This window comes from Enterobacter sp. JBIWA008, from assembly GCF_019968765.1.
Lineage (GTDB): Bacteria > Pseudomonadota > Gammaproteobacteria > Enterobacterales > Enterobacteriaceae > Enterobacter.
Genome location: NZ_CP074149.1, coordinates 4323994 through 4340501 on the forward strand (window position 1 = coordinate 4323994; position 16508 = coordinate 4340501).

18 protein-coding genes are annotated in these 16508 nt (G+C 54.4%); 7 read left to right on the forward strand and 11 right to left on the reverse strand.

Annotated features, from left to right (window positions below; all coding sequences use genetic code 11):
• Nucleotides 1-9 precede the first annotated feature (9 nt).
• Nucleotides 10-1428: a glutamate synthase small subunit gene (locus KGP24_RS20960; protein WP_223561694.1), complete on the forward strand. Its 1419-nt coding sequence runs from the start codon at nt 10-12 to the stop codon at nt 1426-1428.
• Between the two features lie 27 nt (nt 1429-1455).
• Here KGP24_RS20960 and sspB read toward each other — a convergent pair whose 3' ends face one another.
• The 5 genes from sspB to zapE form a co-directional block, all read right to left on the reverse strand.
• Nucleotides 1456-1953 (reverse strand): ClpXP protease specificity-enhancing factor, encoded by a 498-nt coding sequence (gene sspB, locus KGP24_RS20965; RefSeq protein ID WP_223561695.1) that lies wholly within the window; start codon nt 1951-1953, stop codon nt 1456-1458.
• Nucleotides 1954-1958: 5 nt separating this feature from the next.
• A complete protein-coding gene (sspA, locus tag KGP24_RS20970) occupies nt 1959-2597 on the reverse strand; it encodes a stringent starvation protein SspA (protein WP_014885418.1) in 639 nt (212 codons plus the stop codon).
• Nucleotides 2598-2905: 308 nt separating this feature from the next.
• On the reverse strand, nt 2906-3298 hold the full coding sequence (gene rpsI / locus KGP24_RS20975) for a 30S ribosomal protein S9 (protein ID WP_003860436.1): 393 nt from the start codon (nt 3296-3298) through the stop codon (nt 2906-2908).
• Nucleotides 3299-3313: 15 nt separating this feature from the next.
• Nucleotides 3314-3742: a 50S ribosomal protein L13 gene (gene rplM / locus KGP24_RS20980; RefSeq protein WP_003860434.1), complete on the reverse strand. Its 429-nt coding sequence runs from the start codon at nt 3740-3742 to the stop codon at nt 3314-3316.
• A 289-nt stretch (nt 3743-4031) separates the two neighbouring features.
• Nucleotides 4032-5156, reverse strand: coding sequence for a cell division protein ZapE (gene zapE, locus KGP24_RS20985; protein ID WP_223561696.1), 1125 nt, complete (start codon nt 5154-5156; stop codon nt 4032-4034).
• 189 nt (nt 5157-5345) lie between these two features.
• Here zapE and zapG point away from each other — a divergent pair, with 189 nt between their 5' ends.
• The 3 genes from zapG to degS all read left to right on the forward strand — a co-directional run bounded on the left by zapG (nt 5346) and on the right by degS (nt 8442).
• Complete coding sequence (zapG, locus tag KGP24_RS20990) at nt 5346-5744, forward strand: Z-ring associated protein ZapG (protein WP_008502832.1); 399 nt, start codon at nt 5346-5348, stop codon at nt 5742-5744.
• Between the two features lie 171 nt (nt 5745-5915).
• Complete coding sequence (degQ, locus tag KGP24_RS20995) at nt 5916-7283, forward strand: serine endoprotease DegQ (protein WP_063442140.1); 1368 nt, start codon at nt 5916-5918, stop codon at nt 7281-7283.
• A 91-nt stretch (nt 7284-7374) separates the two neighbouring features.
• Nucleotides 7375-8442, forward strand: a complete 1068-nt coding sequence (degS, locus tag KGP24_RS21000) for an outer membrane-stress sensor serine endopeptidase DegS (RefSeq protein ID WP_223561697.1) — start codon at nt 7375-7377, stop codon at nt 8440-8442.
• A 90-nt stretch (nt 8443-8532) separates the two neighbouring features.
• Here degS and mdh read toward each other — a convergent pair whose 3' ends face one another.
• The gene (gene mdh / locus KGP24_RS21005; protein ID WP_223561698.1) at nt 8533-9471 is read right to left on the reverse strand and encodes a malate dehydrogenase; all 939 of its coding nucleotides are present in this window, start codon (nt 9469-9471) and stop codon (nt 8533-8535) included.
• Nucleotides 9472-9869: 398 nt separating this feature from the next.
• On the opposite strand from mdh, the gene argR reads away from it, so the two are divergent.
• The 3 genes from argR (at nt 9870) to yhcN (KGP24_RS21020) (ending at nt 11355) form a co-directional block, all read left to right on the forward strand.
• Complete coding sequence (gene argR / locus KGP24_RS21010; protein ID WP_023309388.1) at nt 9870-10340, forward strand: transcriptional regulator ArgR; 471 nt, start codon at nt 9870-9872, stop codon at nt 10338-10340.
• A gap of 374 nt (nt 10341-10714) precedes the next feature.
• Nucleotides 10715-10978 carry a peroxide/acid stress response protein YhcN gene (gene yhcN / locus KGP24_RS21015; RefSeq protein WP_223561699.1) on the forward strand — a complete coding sequence of 88 codons (264 nt, stop codon included), beginning with the start codon at nt 10715-10717 and terminating at the stop codon, nt 10976-10978.
• Nucleotides 10979-11088: 110 nt separating this feature from the next.
• The gene (yhcN, locus tag KGP24_RS21020) at nt 11089-11355 is read left to right on the forward strand and encodes a peroxide/acid stress response protein YhcN (protein WP_023333630.1); all 267 of its coding nucleotides are present in this window, start codon (nt 11089-11091) and stop codon (nt 11353-11355) included.
• A 62-nt stretch (nt 11356-11417) separates the two neighbouring features.
• Here yhcN (KGP24_RS21020) and KGP24_RS21025 read toward each other — a convergent pair whose 3' ends face one another.
• The 5 genes from KGP24_RS21025 to aaeX all read right to left on the reverse strand — a co-directional run bounded on the left by KGP24_RS21025 (nt 11418) and on the right by aaeX (nt 16396).
• Complete coding sequence (locus tag KGP24_RS21025) at nt 11418-11690, reverse strand: barstar family protein (RefSeq protein WP_223561700.1); 273 nt, start codon at nt 11688-11690, stop codon at nt 11418-11420.
• A gap of 45 nt (nt 11691-11735) precedes the next feature.
• Nucleotides 11736-13190 (reverse strand): NAD-dependent succinate-semialdehyde dehydrogenase, encoded by a 1455-nt coding sequence (locus KGP24_RS21030; RefSeq protein WP_223561701.1) that lies wholly within the window; start codon nt 13188-13190, stop codon nt 11736-11738.
• Nucleotides 13191-13279: 89 nt separating this feature from the next.
• A complete protein-coding gene (gene aaeB / locus KGP24_RS21035) occupies nt 13280-15247 on the reverse strand; it encodes a p-hydroxybenzoic acid efflux pump subunit AaeB (RefSeq protein ID WP_223561702.1) in 1968 nt (655 codons plus the stop codon).
• 5 nt (nt 15248-15252) lie between these two features.
• Nucleotides 15253-16185 (reverse strand): p-hydroxybenzoic acid efflux pump subunit AaeA, encoded by a 933-nt coding sequence (aaeA, locus tag KGP24_RS21040; RefSeq protein WP_223561703.1) that lies wholly within the window; start codon nt 16183-16185, stop codon nt 15253-15255.
• Nucleotides 16186-16192: 7 nt separating this feature from the next.
• Nucleotides 16193-16396 carry a p-hydroxybenzoic acid efflux pump operon protein AaeX gene (aaeX, locus tag KGP24_RS21045; protein ID WP_003860416.1) on the reverse strand — a complete coding sequence of 68 codons (204 nt, stop codon included), beginning with the start codon at nt 16394-16396 and terminating at the stop codon, nt 16193-16195.
• Nucleotides 16397-16508: the final 112 nt, after the last annotated feature.

The following is a 16508-nucleotide window of genomic DNA, read 5'->3' on the forward strand; positions in this document are numbered from 1 at the left end:
GGAATTCAGATGAGCCAGAACGTATACCAGTTTATCGACCTGCAGCGTGTTGATCCGCCAAAGAAACCGCTGAAGATCCGCAAAATTGAATTTGTTGAAATCTACGAGCCGTTTTCAGAAGGCCAGGCCAAGGCACAGGCAGACCGCTGCCTGTCCTGCGGTAACCCTTACTGCGAATGGAAATGTCCGGTACACAACTACATCCCGAACTGGCTGAAGCTGGCCAACGAAGGGCGTATTTTTGAAGCCGCCGAGCTGTCTCACCAGACCAACACCCTGCCGGAAGTGTGCGGCCGCGTGTGCCCTCAGGACCGCCTGTGCGAAGGCTCCTGTACGCTGAACGACGAGTTTGGCGCGGTGACCATCGGCAACATTGAGCGCTATATCAACGATAAAGCGTTCGAGATGGGCTGGCGTCCGGATATGACCGGCGTGAAGCAAACCGACAAGCGTGTGGCAATCATCGGCGCGGGCCCGGCGGGCCTGGCCTGTGCGGACGTGCTGACCCGCAACGGCGTGAAGGCGGTGGTCTTTGACCGTCATCCGGAAATCGGCGGTCTGCTGACCTTCGGGATCCCTGCCTTCAAGCTGGAAAAAGAGGTCATGACCCGTCGCCGTGAAATCTTCACCGGCATGGGCATTGAGTTCAAACTGAACGTGGAAGTGGGCCGCGACGTGCAGCTTGACGACCTGCTGAAAGATTACGATGCCGTGTTCCTCGGCGTGGGCACCTATCAGTCCATGCGCGGTGGTCTGGAGAATGAAGACGCGCCGGGCGTGTACGATGCGCTGCCGTTCCTGATTGCCAATACCAAGCAGATTATGGGTTATGGCGAAACGGCCGAAGAACCTTTCGTCAGCATGGAAGGCAAACGCGTGGTGGTGCTGGGCGGCGGTGATACCGCGATGGACTGCGTACGTACCTCCATTCGTCAGAATGCGGCACACGTGATCTGCGCCTATCGTCGTGACGAAGAGAACATGCCGGGCTCTAAACGTGAAGTGAAAAACGCGCGTGAAGAGGGCGTGGAGTTCCAGTTCAACATCCAGCCTCTGGGTATTGAAGTGAATGCCAACGGTAAAGTGAGCGGCGTGAAGATGGCGCGCACTGAGATGGGCGCACCGGATGTAAAAGGCCGTCGTCGCGCCGAGATCGTAGCCGGTTCTGAGCACGTGATCCCGGCCGATGCCGTGGTGATGGCGTTCGGTTTCCGTCCTCACAGCATGGAGTGGCTGGCGAAGCACAGCGTTGAGCTGGATTCACAGGGCCGCGTGATTGCGCCGGAAGGCAGCGACAACGCATTCCAGACCAGCAACCCGAAAATCTTCGCCGGCGGCGATATCGTTCGTGGTTCTGACCTGGTGGTAACGGCGATTGCCGAAGGTCGTAAAGCGGCTGACGGGATCCTGAACTACCTGGAAGTGTAAAAAAACAGGCCCGATTGGGCCTGTTTTTTATTTCACGACGCGAAGTGCCGGACGACCACCGCGCGGAGGCGGATCGTCATCAGGATCATTGTCGTCGTGATGATCGGGTTTATCGCCATCGATAAGTGACATCACCGTGTCGCTTTCGCGTTCATCGGATACGTTGTCATCATTCAGGCTGGCAACATCTTCATCATACGCCGCTTCCGGCTCGAACATCGTACCCGCACCGTTTTCACGCGCGTAGATAGCCAGCACAGCTGCCAACGGCACGGAAACCTGACGCGGCACGCCACCGAAACGCGCGTTGAAGCGCACTTCATCGTTTGCCAGCTCCAGATTTCCCACCGCGCGCGGCGCAATGTTCAGTACGATCTGTCCGTCACGCGCGTATTCCATTGGAACCAGCACGCCCGGCAACGTCACATCCACAACCAGGTGCGGCGTGAGCTGGTTATCCAGCAGCCATTCATAGAAGGCGCGCAGCAGATAAGGACGGCGTGGGGTAAGTTGTGACATTTCCACAGTCATTAGCCTCGGCCGAGACGCATTTCACGTTCCGGTTCAGTTAAAGATGCCAGGAAAGAGTCGCGTTCAAATACGCGAGTCATATAGCCCTTCAGCTCTTTCGCGCCAGGACCGCTGAACTCTACGCCCAGGGTTGGCAGACGCCACAGCAGCGGTGCCAGGTAGCAATCCACCAGGCTGAACTCATCGCTCAGGAAGAATGGTTTCTGACCAAACACAGGGGCAATTGCCAATAGCTCTTCACGCAGTTGCTTACGTGCAGCGTCAGCTTCAGAAGCGGAACCGCTGGTAATCACGTTCATCAGCGAGTACCAGTCTTTTTCGATACGCTGCATGTACAGGCGGCTTTCACCACGCGCGACAGGGTAAACAGGCATCAGTGGCGGATGCGGGAAACGCTCATCTAGATATTCCATAATGATACGGGATTCCCACAGGGTCAGCTCGCGATCCACCAGCGTCGGTACGCTTTGGCTCGGGTTGAGATCGATCAGATCCTGAGGCGGGTTATCCTTTTCCACATGCTCGATCTCAAAACTGACACCCTTCTCGGCCAGCACGATACGAACCTGATGGCTATAAATGTCAGTAGGACCAGAAAACAGCGTCATTACCGAACGTTTGTTGGCAGCGACAGCCATGAAAACCTCCAGGTATATTCAGAATTTTTACTGCTACCAGCCCAACAGGGGCCAGCCAGATGTTGTATCGCCCATCCCAGAGAAAACACATTGTTCAAGAAACGAACAAAAATCGAGTATTCACCGATATTTGGGCAGAAAATTGGATGATAGTTTACCAGATTTTGATGGCTTTGTGGTGAGGGGATTCTGGAAATGTGGAAAAAGAGAAGATATATGCATGGAGATTGTGGATAACCTGCACATTATCCATAAAAAAACCCGCCGAAGCGGGTTTTTCGCCAATCGTTCTGCGTAAGCAGAATGGATTAACGTTTGGAGAACTGTGGACGACGACGTGCTTTACGCAGACCCACTTTCTTACGTTCAACCTGACGCGCGTCACGAGTAACGAAGCCAGCTTTACGCAGTTCAGAACGCAGGGATTCGTCGTACTCCATCAGAGCGCGGGTGATACCGTGACGGATCGCACCTGCCTGACCGGAGATACCACCACCTTTAACGGTGATGTACAGATCCAGTTTTTCTACCATGTCAACCAGTTCCAGCGGCTGGCGAACTACCATGCGGGCAGTTTCGCGACCGAAGTATTGTTCCAGAGAACGCTGGTTGATTACGATTTTACCACTGCCCGGTTTGATGAAAACGCGAGCTGCGGAACTTTTGCGGCGACCAGTGCCGTAGTATTGATTTTCAGCCATTGCCTATAATCCCGATTAGATGTCAAGAACTTGCGGTTGCTGTGCCGCGTGGTTGTGCTCGTTGCCTGCGTAAACTTTCAGTTTACGGAACATAGCACGACCCAGCGGGCCTTTTGGCAGCATGCCTTTAACCGCGATTTCAATCACACGCTCAGGACGGCGGGCAATCATCTCTTCAAAGGTCGCTTCTTTGATACCACCGATGTGGCCGGTGTGGTGGTAGTACATTTTGTCAGTACGCTTGTTGCCGGTTACAGCAACTTTATCAGCGTTCAGAACGATGATGTAATCACCGGTATCAACGTGCGGAGTGTATTCCGCTTTATGCTTACCGCGCAGGCGACGAGCCAGTTCAGTAGCCAGACGGCCCAGAGTTTTACCGGTCGCGTCAACAACATACCAGTCGCGCTGTACGGTTTCTGGTTTAGCTGTAAAAGTTTTCATTAAAAGCTTACCCAAATAATAAGTTACACGTTGGTGAACACCCAAACGTTTAGTCAGTTGAGGTTCACACGACAAAGTCCGGCAAACCTACCCCTTCGAATAGCACATGCCGACACATAGAAAGTTTCGGGAAAAAAACCTTCTCGTAACGTGGGGTCGCAAGATTATAGAGAAGTTGAGGTCAAAGATCGACCCTTAAATGTGATTTGGAATGGGTTTTTCGGGGGCGGGTATTATGCGGCCTGGTGCCCTCACCCCCAGCCCCTCTCCCTGTGGGAGAGGGTGGCATTTACGGCATATGCTCAAGCTTCAGGTATTCCTCGCTTTGCATCTCCTGCAGGCGCGACAGGCAGCGCTGAAACTCAAACTTCAGCCGCTCGCCCTGGTAAATCTCATATAAAGGTACCTCGGCGCTGACCACCAGCTTGACGTGGCGCTCATAAAACTCGTCTACCAGCGCAATGAAGCGCCGCGCCTCGCTCTCCATCAGCCGCGTCATCACCGGCACATCCAGCACCATCACGGTGTGGAACAGACGCGAAAGCGCAATGTAATCGTGCTGGCTGCGAGCATCCACGCAGAGCGTCGTAAAGGAGACCGCCAGCGTTTGGTTTTCGACGCCAAGGGTGGGGAGCGGACGATGGTTGATCTCGAGTTCCGGGGCGTGCTCGCGTTTTGCCCCCGCCAGCGCCAGCCAAAGTGTATCCATCTCGCGAGTGGTCTCGGCATTTAACGGCGAAAGCCACAGGTGCGCCTGGGTCAGCGTGCGCAGACGATAATCGACACCAGCATCGACGTTCATAATGTCGCAGTGCTGCTTGAGGGCATCGATGGCGGGCAGGAAGCGAGCCCGCTGCAGGCCGTTACGATAGAGCTCGTCCGGCGGGATGTTCGATGTGGCCACCAGCGTGATCCCACGGGCAAATAGCGCTTTCATCAGGCCGCCTAACAGCATGGCATCGGTGATGTCAGAGACAAAAAACTCATCGAAGCAAAGCACGTCCGTTTCCGCCTTGAACCTGTCGGCCACAATCTCCAGCGGATCGCTTTCGCCCTGCAGCGCAGTAAGCTCTTCATGCACCCGCAGCATAAAACGGTGGAAGTGCAGACGCTGTTTACGTGCGCCCGGCAAGCTCAGATAAAACAGGTCCATCAGCCAGGTTTTTCCGCGACCGACCCCGCCCCACATATATAAACCGCGCACCGGCGCGTGAGCCTGCGGCGCTTTTTTACCGAGCAACCGCCCAAACGCAGCCTTTAGCCCACCGTTTTGTTCGACTTCAGCGGGTTTTACCGTGAGCTCCTGATAAATCATCTCCAGACGGTTTACCGCCTCACGTTGAACGTCATCAGGCTGATGAGTACCCTCATTAAGGGCCAGTTGATATCGCGATGCAGGGGACAGGTTTTGCATAATCTTATTGTTATTCCTTCAATTAACGCTCACCAGCAGACGTGACTGATGAAAAAAAGGCCGTTCTACACTACGCGATGATACGTCAGGATTCCACTTCTACAGAAATAGCGGTTATAGTGGCATTATCAGGCACAGGCAGGAGCCGAGCCAACACCCTACGGAACAACAATACAACGGGAGAAGTTCATGACCTGGGAATATGCGCTAATCGGTTTAGTCGTCGGCATCGTCATCGGTGCCGTGGCCATGCGTTTCGGTAATCGCAAATTGCGTCAGCAGCAGTCACTGCAATACGAACTGGAAAAGAACAAAGCCGAACTGGAAGAGTATCGTGAAGAGTTGGTCAGCCACTTTGCCCGTAGCGCCGAGCTGCTGGACAACATGGCGACCGACTATCGTCAGCTGTATCAACATATGGCAAAAAGCTCCAGCAGCCTGCTGCCGGAAATGACCGCGGAAACCAACCCATTCCGCAACCGTCTGGCTGACTCTGAAGCCGGTAACGATCAGGCGCCAGTTCAGATGCCTCGCGACTATTCCGATGGCGCGTCCGGCCTGCTGCGCGGCGGTGTAAAACGCGATTAATCGCACAACCTGAATTTATTTTACGGGCGCAGCGATTGCGCCCGTCCTTTCTTCATGACCCCAGCTATCATTTAGTTAAACACCTCATTGTTCAGCGGTTTAAAATTCAATAACATCAACGTGTTTTTGGGGCCGTTTTTCCTTTATTCCAGGTTACGAGAGTCAACATCGATGAAGAAAAAAAACCAGCTGTTGAGCGCTATCGCGTTAAGTGTCGGGTTATCTCTCTCGGCGTCCGTCCCTGTATTCGCCGCCATTCCCTCCCAGGTGCCTGGCCAGGCAGCCATTCCAAGCCTCGCGCCAATGCTGGAAAAAGTGTTGCCTGCGGTCGTCAGCGTTCAGGTTGAGGGCACCGCAGTACAAAGCCAACGCGTCCCTGAAGAACTGAAAAAATATTTTGGCGATGAGTCTCCCGACCAGCAGGCTCAGCCTTTTGAAGGCCTGGGTTCTGGCGTCATTATTGATGCGGCAAAAGGCTATATTCTGACCAACAATCATGTCATCAGCCAGGCCGATAAAATCAGCGTCCAGCTGAACGATGGCCGTGAATTTGATGCCAAACTGATTGGCGGCGATGACCAGAGCGACATCGCGCTGTTGCAGGTGCAAAACCCAAGCAACCTGACCCAGATTGCGATCGCGGACTCCGACAAACTGCGCGTCGGCGATTTTGCCGTCGCCGTGGGCAACCCCTTCGGATTAGGGCAAACCGCTACCTCCGGGATCGTCTCCGCGCTGGGACGCAGCGGCCTAAATCTTGAGGGGCTGGAAAACTTTATCCAGACCGATGCCTCAATCAACCGTGGTAACTCCGGCGGGGCATTACTCAACCTTAACGGCGAGCTGATTGGGATTAACACGGCTATTCTGGCACCGGGCGGCGGCAGCATCGGGATCGGTTTTGCTATCCCCAGCAATATGGCCAAAACCCTGGCGCAGCAGCTGATCCAGTTCGGTGAAATCAAACGCGGGCTGCTGGGTATTAAAGGTATGGAGATGAGCGCGGACATCGCAAAAGCGTTCAATATCAACGTACAGCGCGGGGCATTTGTCAGTGAAGTGCTGCCAAACTCCGGCTCGGCAAAAGCGGGCGTGAAATCGGGGGATGTGATCGTCAGCCTGAACGACAAACCGCTGAGCAGCTTTGCAGAACTGCGTTCACGGATTGCCACGACGGAACCTGGCGCCAAAGTGAAGCTGGGCCTGATACGTGACGGTAAGCCGCTTGACGTTGAAGTGACGCTGGATAAGAGCACCTCATCCTCGGCCAGTGCGGAGCTTATCGCCCCGGCGCTGCAAGGGGCTACGTTGAGCGACGGGCAGCTGAAGGATGGTACGAAAGGCATTAGCATCGACACCGTCGAGAAGAGCAGCCCTGCCGCACAGGCCGGACTGCATCAGGATGACGTGATCATCGGTGTAAACCGCAATCGAGTGCAATCCATTGCCGAACTGCGCAAGGTGCTGGAAAGTAAACCGGCGGTTATTGCCCTGCAGGTCATGCGTGGTAATGAGTCCATCTATATTCTGTTGCGCTAAGCATTTGCGACCCGGACATCACCGCTGCGTGTGATGTCCGGATAACTCATGTTATGCTGCAAATCGTTCCTTTTTTAACGACACGCGCATCATGCTTTTAAAGCTCTTACGTTCTACTGTCATCGGTTTGATTGTCGCTGGCCTGCTGCTGCTGGCGTTGCCGTCTTTACGTCAGTTTAATAAACTGTCGGCTCCCCAGTTCGATAGCGCGGATGAAACGCCGGCCACCTATAACCAGGCCGTTCGCCGTGCCGCACCTGCCGTGGTTAACGTTTATAACCGTGGCCTGAATACCTCAGCCCATAACCAGCTGGAGATCCGTACCCTCGGCTCCGGCGTGATCATGGACGAACGCGGCTACATTATTACCAACAAGCACGTGATTAACGATGCCGACCAGATCATCGTAGCCCTGCAGGATGGCCGCGTGTTTGAGGCGTTGCTCGTTGGCTCTGACAGCCTGACCGACCTGGCCGTTCTGAAAATTAACGCCACGGGCGGCTTGCCGGTCATCCCGATCAACCGTAAACGTACCCCGCATATTGGTGACGTCGTACTGGCTATCGGTAACCCTTATAACCTGGGCCAGACCATCACCCAGGGGATTATCAGCGCGACCGGTCGTATCGGTTTGAACCCCTCCGGGCGGCAGAATTTCCTGCAAACCGATGCCTCCATCAACCACGGTAACTCCGGCGGTGCGCTGGTCAACTCGCTGGGCGAGCTGATGGGCATCAACACCCTCTCGTTTGATAAGAGTAACGACGGTGAGACGCCGGAAGGGATCGGCTTTGCCATTCCGTTCCAGCTGGCGACAAAAATTATGGATAAACTGATCCGCGACGGACGCGTGATCCGCGGCTATATCGGTATCGGCGGGCGTGAAATTGCACCGATGCACACCCAGGGCGGCGGTATCGATCAGATTCAGGGCATCGTAGTTAACGAGGTTGCGCCGGGTGGTCCGGCGGCCAACGCGGGGATTCAGGTAAATGATGTCATCGTGTCGGTCAACGGCACGCCAGCGGTCTCTGCGCTGGAGACGATGGATCAGGTAGCAGAAATTCGCCCGGGCTCTATCATCCCTGTTGAGGTCATGCGCAACGATAAGAAACTGACGCTGCAGGTGACGATTCAGGAATACCCGGCAACAAACTGACAGCCATAAAAAAACCGAAGCCAGCAAGTGCTTCGGTTTTTTTTGCCGGGTGGCGCTGACGCTTACCCGGCCTGCGGGAGACGGTTCGTATTACTTGTTAACGAACTCTTCGCCCAGGGTGATATCTTTCTTCAGCGTATCCAGCATGCCTTCCATCGCGTGTTGTTCAAACGCGCTCAGCGTACCAATGGATTTACGCTCTTCGATACCGTTTTTACCCAGCAGCAGCGGCTGAGAGAAGAAGCGGGCGTGTTCGCCATCGCCTTCAACGTAAGCGCATTCAACAACGCCTTTCTCGCCCTGCAGAGCGCGAACCAGCGACAGACCGAAACGCGCAGCTGCCTGGCCCATAGACAGGGTTGCAGAACCGCCACCCGCCTTCGCTTCCACTACTTCGGTGCCCGCGTTCTGGATGCGTTTAGTCAGGTCAGCCACTTCCTGCTCGGTGAAGCTCACGCCTGGGATCTGCGACAGCAGAGGCAGAATGGTGACGCCAGAGTGACCGCCGATGACCGGAACTTCCACTTCTGTTGGCTGTTTGCTTTTCAGCTCAGCAACAAAGGTGTTGGAACGGATGATATCCAGCGTGGTCACACCGAACAGTTTGTTTTTGTCGTAAACACCTGCTTTCTTCAGCACTTCTGCCGCGATAGCAACGGTGGTGTTCACCGGGTTAGTGATGATGCCGATGCATGCTTTCGGGCAGATTTCTGCAATCTGCTGCACCAGGTTTTTCACGATGCCCGCGTTGACGTTGAACAGGTCTGAACGATCCATGCCAGGCTTACGCGCCACGCCTGCAGAAATCAGCACCACGTCGGCACCCTGCAGTGCAGGACGCGCATCTTCACCGGAGAAGCCTTTGATTTTTACAGCAGTCGGGATGTGGCTCAGGTCAACCGCCACACCTGGGGTTACCGGGGCAATATCGTACAGGGAGAGTTCTGAGCCTGAAGGCAGTTGGGTTTTCAGTAGTAGGGCAAGCGCCTGGCCGATACCACCAGCAGCGCCGAGGACTGCGACTTTCATCCTAAACTCCTTATTATGGTTAACTTAAGTATCTGTAAATCCGTTGCGGCGACCATAATTCAGCAAGTAAATAATTACAATTTTCGTAGCTAAAGAATTTGAGGTCACGCGACTTTAATCTCTCTTCAGAAGACTATCTGACGACAGACGGCAACGCATTAAGAGGTGGTTACAATACACCCTGCCCCGCCACCAAAACAACATCATTTTGATAACATTTAATTTACTTTTAAGCTTATTTGCGCGGCGTGACCCAGGCATGTTTTCTGATAACGAAATCTGATAAAATCACTCCCTTTCATAACATTATTTCAGCCTTGCGCTGAGTAGATAATTTGCATAAAAATTCATCCACATGCATAATAATGTTGTTTCTATCGTCATATTCCGGGTGACTTATGCGAAGCTCGTCTAAGCAAGAAGAATTAGTAAAGGCGTTTAAGGCGCTACTCAAAGAAGAGAAATTCAGTTCTCAGGGAGAAATTGTTCAGGCGCTGCAGGAACAAGGCTTCGATAACATCAATCAGTCGAAAGTCTCCCGCATGTTAACGAAATTTGGCGCGGTGCGTACCCGCAACGCCAAGATGGAGATGGTCTATTGCCTGCCAGCAGAACTTGGCGTGCCGACTACCTCCAGCCCGCTCAAGAATCTGGTTCTGGATATCGATCATAACGACGCCGTTGTAGTGATCCACACAAGCCCAGGTGCAGCACAGCTGATTGCCCGCATGCTGGACTCGTTGGGTAAAACGGAAGGTATCCTCGGGACTATAGCTGGCGATGACACCATCTTTACCACACCGGCTAGCGGTTTCTCCGTGAAAGATCTCCACGAAGCGATTCTGGTACTGTTCGAACAGGAACTCTAATCTCCTCTCCCCGTAGCGCCGCTGCGGGGATCGTTCTGCTTCCGCTGCTTTTTCCCCTCTTTTCTATTTCCCTTTACTTTGACAAATAGTGCTTTTTACCACCCATCGTCATTCACCTGGTGAATGCTAATCAAAAAATCGCACAAAAAATCAAAATCTGATATCCATATGATTTAATTAGATATACCCATCAAAAAAGAGCAAAAAATACTCAATATTATGCAATTTGGTTATAAAAAATTGGCGGTTTAACACGTAATAACCAAGGAAACCATTAGCATGGTATTAATTTTTGCCGTTATTAGTGTATACTTGATTTTGTGATGAGGGTCACGAAACAAGACCCCACTAAAAAATTCGACGAGGTAAGAATCATGAAAATCAAATCAACTGTAGCGGCGCTGAGCGTCCTGTCTGTCCTGTCATTTGGTGCTTTCGCAGCAGACTCTATCAATGCTGACCAGGCGCAATCCCGCCAGGCCATCGGTACGGTTTCTGTCGGCGCGGTCGCCACATCGCCAATGGATATGCGTGAGATGCTGAACAAAAAAGCGGAAGAACAGGGTGCATCATCCTATCGCATTATCGAAGCGCGATCTGGTGACCACTGGCACGCTACCGCTGAGCTGTACAAATAAGTTTTAGTGATAACTGAAGACGTAAATCTCCACTCAACGGCACCAGGCATAAAAATAGCGGTTCAACCCTTCTCGCCGTTGAGTAAAAACCCTATGCAGGAGTAAAGGCTATGAAAACCAAATTGATCATCGCAACCCTCGGTCTGGCATCCGTTCTCTCTTTCGGCGCTAGCGCAGCCGTACAGCAGGTGAATGCCGACCAGGCACAAAATCTACAGCGTATGGGCAGCATCTCCGTAACGTCTGTCACCGGTTCACCGATGGATATTCGTCACGAACTTGCCGCCAAAGCTGAAAAAGCAGGTGCCAGCAGCTATCGCGTCACCGAACTGAATCAGGGTGACCACTGGCACGCAACGGCAGAACTGTATAAATAAACCCTCGTCGTATCTCATCATACGACTTGCCCCTGGCCTCATGGTCAGGGGCTTTTTTTCGTTCAATGCCGCGCGTTAAAGCACAGCTGCCCTTCAAGCTCTTCTTCCGCTTCATCGAACAGCAATATCAGCGCGCCAAAACGTCTGCGAAGCTTATCGGGCAAATGGATGAACTCAATTTCCAGCGGTAGGGGCAACAGACTGCCGGTTACCACGTCCCACAGCGTATCCAGATTCGTCACGCTTTCCCGTTCAAGATCAAACGCCCGGATAAATTCACGGTAGAAGTCTTCCTGACTGTCGATCTCGTCAAAATCAAACGTATAGGTTTTCATTGCCAGCCACCCAGTCCAGGCGAGCGGCAGATGCCGCCCTGTCGATTATAATCCCCCAATATGCAGGGTTTTAACTTCCAGATATTCTTCCAGCCCCAGCACGGAGCCCTCTCGTCCAAGGCCTGACTCTTTTACACCGCCAAAGGGCCCAAGCTCCGTGGAGACGGCGCACTCGTTAATGCCGATCATCCCGCTCTCGATTGCCTGTGAAACGCGGAAAACCCGTGAGAGATTCTGGGTGTAGAAGTAAGCCGCCAGCCCATAAGGCGTGTTGTTGGCGCGCTGGATGACTTCATCTTCCGAGGTGAAACGGAAGCACGCAGCCACCGGGCCAAACGTCTCTTCTTCTGCCAGCTTCATGCCTTCATGGCAGTCGCCCAGCACGGTTGGCATCCAGAAATTCCCGCCAAGCGGATGAGGCTTCCCCCCTGCCAGTACGGTTGCGCCTCGGGCAACGGCATCGTCAACGTGCTCACGCACTTTGTTCACCGCAGAAGGTTCAATCAGCGGCCCGACAACAACCCCCTCGTCAAGGCCATTACCTACCTTGAGCGCCCTCACCGCATCGGCAAGTTTATTCACAAATTTGTCGTAGACGGTTTCCTGAATATAAAAGCGGTTCACGCTGACGCAGACCTGCCCGGCATTGCGGAACTTGTTGGCGATCGCGCCCTTAACCGCTGCATCGATGTCCGCATCCTCAAAAACGATATACGGGGCATTCCCCCCCAGCTCCATCGAGACTTTCTTCATGGTTTCTGCGGCATTACGCACCAGCGTTTTGCCGACGGAGGTTGAGCCGGTAAAGGAGATTTTACGCACGTCACGGCTGGCCATAATCGCATCGCTGATTTCATGGGTATTCCCGGCAACGGCGTTGAGAACACCGTCTGGCACACCGGCCTGTTTCGCCAGGGTAAGCAGCGCAAAGGCGCTGAGCGGCGTGTTATTGGCTGGTTTGATCACCCCGGTGCACCCTGCAGCCAGCGCCGGGCCTAACTTGCGAGTGAGCATGGCCATCGGGAAGTTCCACGGCGTTATCGCCGCGACCACGCCAATGGGTTCGCGGGTTGCCAGAATGCGCGAGCCAGGTTTAATCGGCGGAATAATTTCACCGTTCGCACGTTTGGCCTCTTCGGCAAACCACTGGATAAAGCTGGCAGCGTATTCCACCTCTCCTTCGGCTTCTTTCAGGGGCTTACCCTGCTCGGTGGTCATTAACCGCCCGAGCCAGCTTTTATTCTCAATAATGAGTTCGTACCAGCGGTAGAGAATCTCCGAACGCTCTTTCGCGGTTTTGGCACGCCAGGCCGGAAGGGCTTTAGTGGCCGCTGCGATAGCGTCTTCGGTTTGTGCTTTACCCGCTTTCGCAACTTTAGCGATGACTTCCCCGGTAGCGGGGTTAAGCACATCGAACGTCGTGTCCAGCGTTTTCCAGATTCCGTTGACCAGATAACCGGTCTGAAAAAGGATGTGGTCCTGAAGCGCCTGGGTCGTCATGTGTTCTCCCTTTCTGAAATGTAAGAACGTGCTGGAATAAGTATAGCCACAAAAAAACCGACGCTTTTGGCGTCGGTTTTTTACTTCAGTCAGTTAACCGTGAGGGCATTCTGGTAGCGATGCAGCATAAACACCAGCCGTCCTACCGGCTCGGTCACCTGAGGAGGTGCTTCCCAGTGCTTGAGCTTTTCCTGATAGATATCGAGCTCCTCAAGCAGCTGCGTAAAGTAACGACGCCGTTTGTCGTCGCTGCTGGCGGAAAGCACGTGGTCGGCGGTACGACGCAGCTGGCGGTGCCAGGCCGACAGATCGTCGTTGATCGGCACGGGCGCGTTACGCAAACGCTGGTGCGCAATGATCATGGTTAACGCCAGGCGGAACTTCGCGATATCGCCCGGGAACTTGTTCAGCAGTAAAAACAGCTGCTGGTAGAGCGCGGGCAGGTGGTTCTCTTTACGGCGCGCGGTATTGGTTGTCAAAGACGACACGGCAGCCGACACGAACTGGTTCAGCAGCACGCGGCCCGTTCTTGCCTGCGAATTATCCCGCACCAGCAGTATCACCATCATTGCCAGGAAACAGCCCACCAGCTGACCTAACGCGCTATCGAGGAACTGGCTGAAATGGAAGGTCATCGGGTTATCGAGCACGATGATGTTAATCGTACTCGCCAGCGCCCCCAGCGATCCCAGGCGCCGCTTTTGCACTTCAATACCGATAAAGAACGCCATTATCGCCAGGCTAATACAGAGTAGCAGCATGCTCTGTTGCGTCGACGGGATGATGACCAGGAAATAGAGCGCGCCTATCGGCAGGGCGGCAATGGTGCCGTAGAGGAAATCAATGGCGACCATACGCGGGTTAGGCAGACGCATCGCCAGTGCGGTCACGACGGCAATCATCACCATCGCGCCGCTGCCGGAGGTCCAGCCCGTCCAGAGCCAGAACAGCGTGCCGAGCATGCAGGCAAGCGTCGTACGCCAGAAGTTGACCATGGCGTGATGGCGCTCGGCGGATTCCGCCTTGATCACCACTTCTCCCTGCAGCACCTCCTCTTCCGCCGCGCTGATTTTAGTGTTGCCGATCACGCCGCGTTTCAGCAGCAGATAGCGCGTCGCGGCACCGACCCAGGTGTAGATGGTCACCGGCGTGTCGCGCTCCCCGGTCCAGGCAATCACCCGGCGCATGCGCTTAAGCTGCTTATGCACGTCCTGCACGGTTTCCACCGGCTCGGCAAACAGTTCACGGAACGTGTCGGTGACCACTTCCGGCCGGGTGTTCTGAATCAGATAGGTTTCACATGCCTGGGTGATCAGCGTCAGAGAGAGGGTGTTGAGGGCTTTAAGCCGACGATTCGCGCGAGCCCAGCGCGAGGACTCCATATTAAGGTTGCTACGCATTCCTTCCAGCGCCTGCGTACGGCGTACCAGCCCGCTCCAGGCTTTATCGACCTCTTCGCTATCGCCATGCTTAATACACAGCTGCATCAGCTGGTACTGGGCAACAATCAGCGCGTCAAGCTCAATATCGACTTCCTGCTTGATTGAGCGTGGGGAGAAAAGCAGGTCAGCGACGATCGCACAGACAATACCAATCACAATCTCGCTGCAGCGCTCAACCGCAAACTGAGGAGCGAGCAGTGGTTCGCTTTGGATAGTGATGACAATAATCAGCGCGGTATAGCCCGCCAGCCCCCAGGCGTAAGAATTCTCCACTTTCACCAGCGACGAGATCCAGGTGCAGAAACCCGCCCAGATACAGCAGACCATCAGCATCAGCAGCGGGGTGCGGATCATCAAAATAATAATGGTCAGCGCCGCGAAACAGCCGATAAACGTCCCGATGATACGCAGCATCCCGCGATAGCGGATCGCGCCAGAATAGGGCTCCCCACCCGCGGCAAAGGCAGGGCCCGCCGCGACAATAGCGGCCGTCAACACCGCCCAGCGAGGGGTTTCAAGCTGGAAGTGGAAGCCGACAAACAGCGCCAACACAATGGCGCACGCCAGCTTCACGGCGAAGCGAATATGCTGGCTGGCGATGGAAAAGATCCCCATGGCGATTAACCAAACTCGCGCAGGCGGTGGGCTATTTTACGGAAGAACGAGTCCTGGCTGGCATCCCGGTCCTTTTCACCGGTGATCACCACCGTCGCCGTGGTACCCGCAGGCCACAGATTGCCATGCTGTTCATCCAGGTGGATGCGCACCGGCACGCGCTGGGCAAGACGCACCCACTCCAGGTTGGAATCGACCGTCGCCATCCCTTTGGCATCGTTAGAACTGCTGGAGTTAGTCACCCCTGCGGCAACGCTGTCGACCGTGCCTTTAAAGACACGGTTACTGCCGAGCGGCGTGATTTCCGCCCGGAACCCCGGACGCACGCCTTCCAGCTTGGTCTCTTCCATATAGGCGAGCACGTAGAAGGAGTTCTGTTTAACCAGCGCCACGGCGGTTGAGCCACGGGTAATGAATTCCCCGGCATAGACGTTCAGGTTGGTCACCCAGCCATCGGACGGCGCGCGGATCACGGTGCGTTCCAGATCGAGCTTCGCCAGATCGCGCGTTGCCTGCGCTTTCGCCAGCTGGTGCAGCACGGTTTGCAGCACGTTATTGGACTGGTCAATCTCTTCGCGGGACATTGCCTGAACGCCCAGCTGATTACGGCGCCCTGCCTCGCGGCGTTTCTCCGCAGCAAGTGCCTGATAATAGGCCACGTCCGCCTCCGCCTCTTCCAGCGCTTTCTGGTAACGAGGCTGGTCGATGGTGAACAGAACCTGATCTTTCTTCACCAACTGGTTATCGTGTACGTTGACCGCCGTGATAAGACCGGCCACGTCAGGGGCTATTGCCACCACATCGGCGGTGAACCGTGCATCACGCGTCCACGGTGATTCGGTGTAATAAACCCAGGCGCGGAAAATAGCGATGAAGGCAAGGATAACCAGTGCCATCGTGATGGCGGTGCGGGAGATTTTTCTTGTTAGCGTTTTCACATCAACCTCAGACAAACATGCGCGATATCAGGTAAAACAGGCAGCAATATAGCGCGGTATTGAACAATGCAGGGTGCCAGACGAAATCGTAGATCCCGGTAGGGACCAGCACCTTGCGCACCAGCCAGAAAATCGCCAGTGATAAAAGAAGCTCGAAAAATATCGGTGGGAACGACAGACCGAACACCACGATAACGGGAAACAGACTCATGTTGACCTTGATAAGAGAGAGTGCAGGCTTCAGAATTTTTTAGCGCACGCCACCGCAGGAGAGCAAGAAACGCCGGGCGAGAATGGCGCAGCCGTTATGTAATTAATAATAT

What these genes read in the sequence shown, in the direction of transcription:
- KGP24_RS20960 (WP_223561694.1), top strand. Translation starts at nt 10, where the DNA reads ATGAGCCAGAACGTATACCAGTTTATCGACCTGCAGCGTGTTGATCCG.
- sspA (WP_014885418.1), bottom strand. Translation starts at nt 2,597, where the DNA reads ATGGCTGTCGCTGCCAACAAACGTTCGGTAATGACGCTGTTTTCTGGT.
- rpsI (WP_003860436.1), bottom strand. Translation starts at nt 3,298, where the DNA reads ATGGCTGAAAATCAATACTACGGCACTGGTCGCCGCAAAAGTTCCGCA.
- rplM (WP_003860434.1), bottom strand. Translation starts at nt 3,742, where the DNA reads ATGAAAACTTTTACAGCTAAACCAGAAACCGTACAGCGCGACTGGTAT.
- zapE (WP_223561696.1), bottom strand. Translation starts at nt 5,156, where the DNA reads ATGCAAAACCTGTCCCCTGCATCGCGATATCAACTGGCCCTTAATGAG.
- zapG (WP_008502832.1), top strand. Translation starts at nt 5,346, where the DNA reads ATGACCTGGGAATATGCGCTAATCGGTTTAGTCGTCGGCATCGTCATC.
- degQ (WP_063442140.1), top strand. Translation starts at nt 5,916, where the DNA reads ATGAAGAAAAAAAACCAGCTGTTGAGCGCTATCGCGTTAAGTGTCGGG.
- degS (WP_223561697.1), top strand. Translation starts at nt 7,375, where the DNA reads ATGCTTTTAAAGCTCTTACGTTCTACTGTCATCGGTTTGATTGTCGCT.
- mdh (WP_223561698.1), bottom strand. Translation starts at nt 9,471, where the DNA reads ATGAAAGTCGCAGTCCTCGGCGCTGCTGGTGGTATCGGCCAGGCGCTT.
- argR (WP_023309388.1), top strand. Translation starts at nt 9,870, where the DNA reads ATGCGAAGCTCGTCTAAGCAAGAAGAATTAGTAAAGGCGTTTAAGGCG.
- yhcN (WP_223561699.1), top strand. Translation starts at nt 10,715, where the DNA reads ATGAAAATCAAATCAACTGTAGCGGCGCTGAGCGTCCTGTCTGTCCTG.
- yhcN (WP_023333630.1), top strand. Translation starts at nt 11,089, where the DNA reads ATGAAAACCAAATTGATCATCGCAACCCTCGGTCTGGCATCCGTTCTC.
- KGP24_RS21025 (WP_223561700.1), bottom strand. Translation starts at nt 11,690, where the DNA reads ATGAAAACCTATACGTTTGATTTTGACGAGATCGACAGTCAGGAAGAC.
- KGP24_RS21030 (WP_223561701.1), bottom strand. Translation starts at nt 13,190, where the DNA reads ATGACGACCCAGGCGCTTCAGGACCACATCCTTTTTCAGACCGGTTAT.
- aaeB (WP_223561702.1), bottom strand. Translation starts at nt 15,247, where the DNA reads ATGGGGATCTTTTCCATCGCCAGCCAGCATATTCGCTTCGCCGTGAAG.
- aaeX (WP_003860416.1), bottom strand. Translation starts at nt 16,396, where the DNA reads ATGAGTCTGTTTCCCGTTATCGTGGTGTTCGGTCTGTCGTTCCCACCG.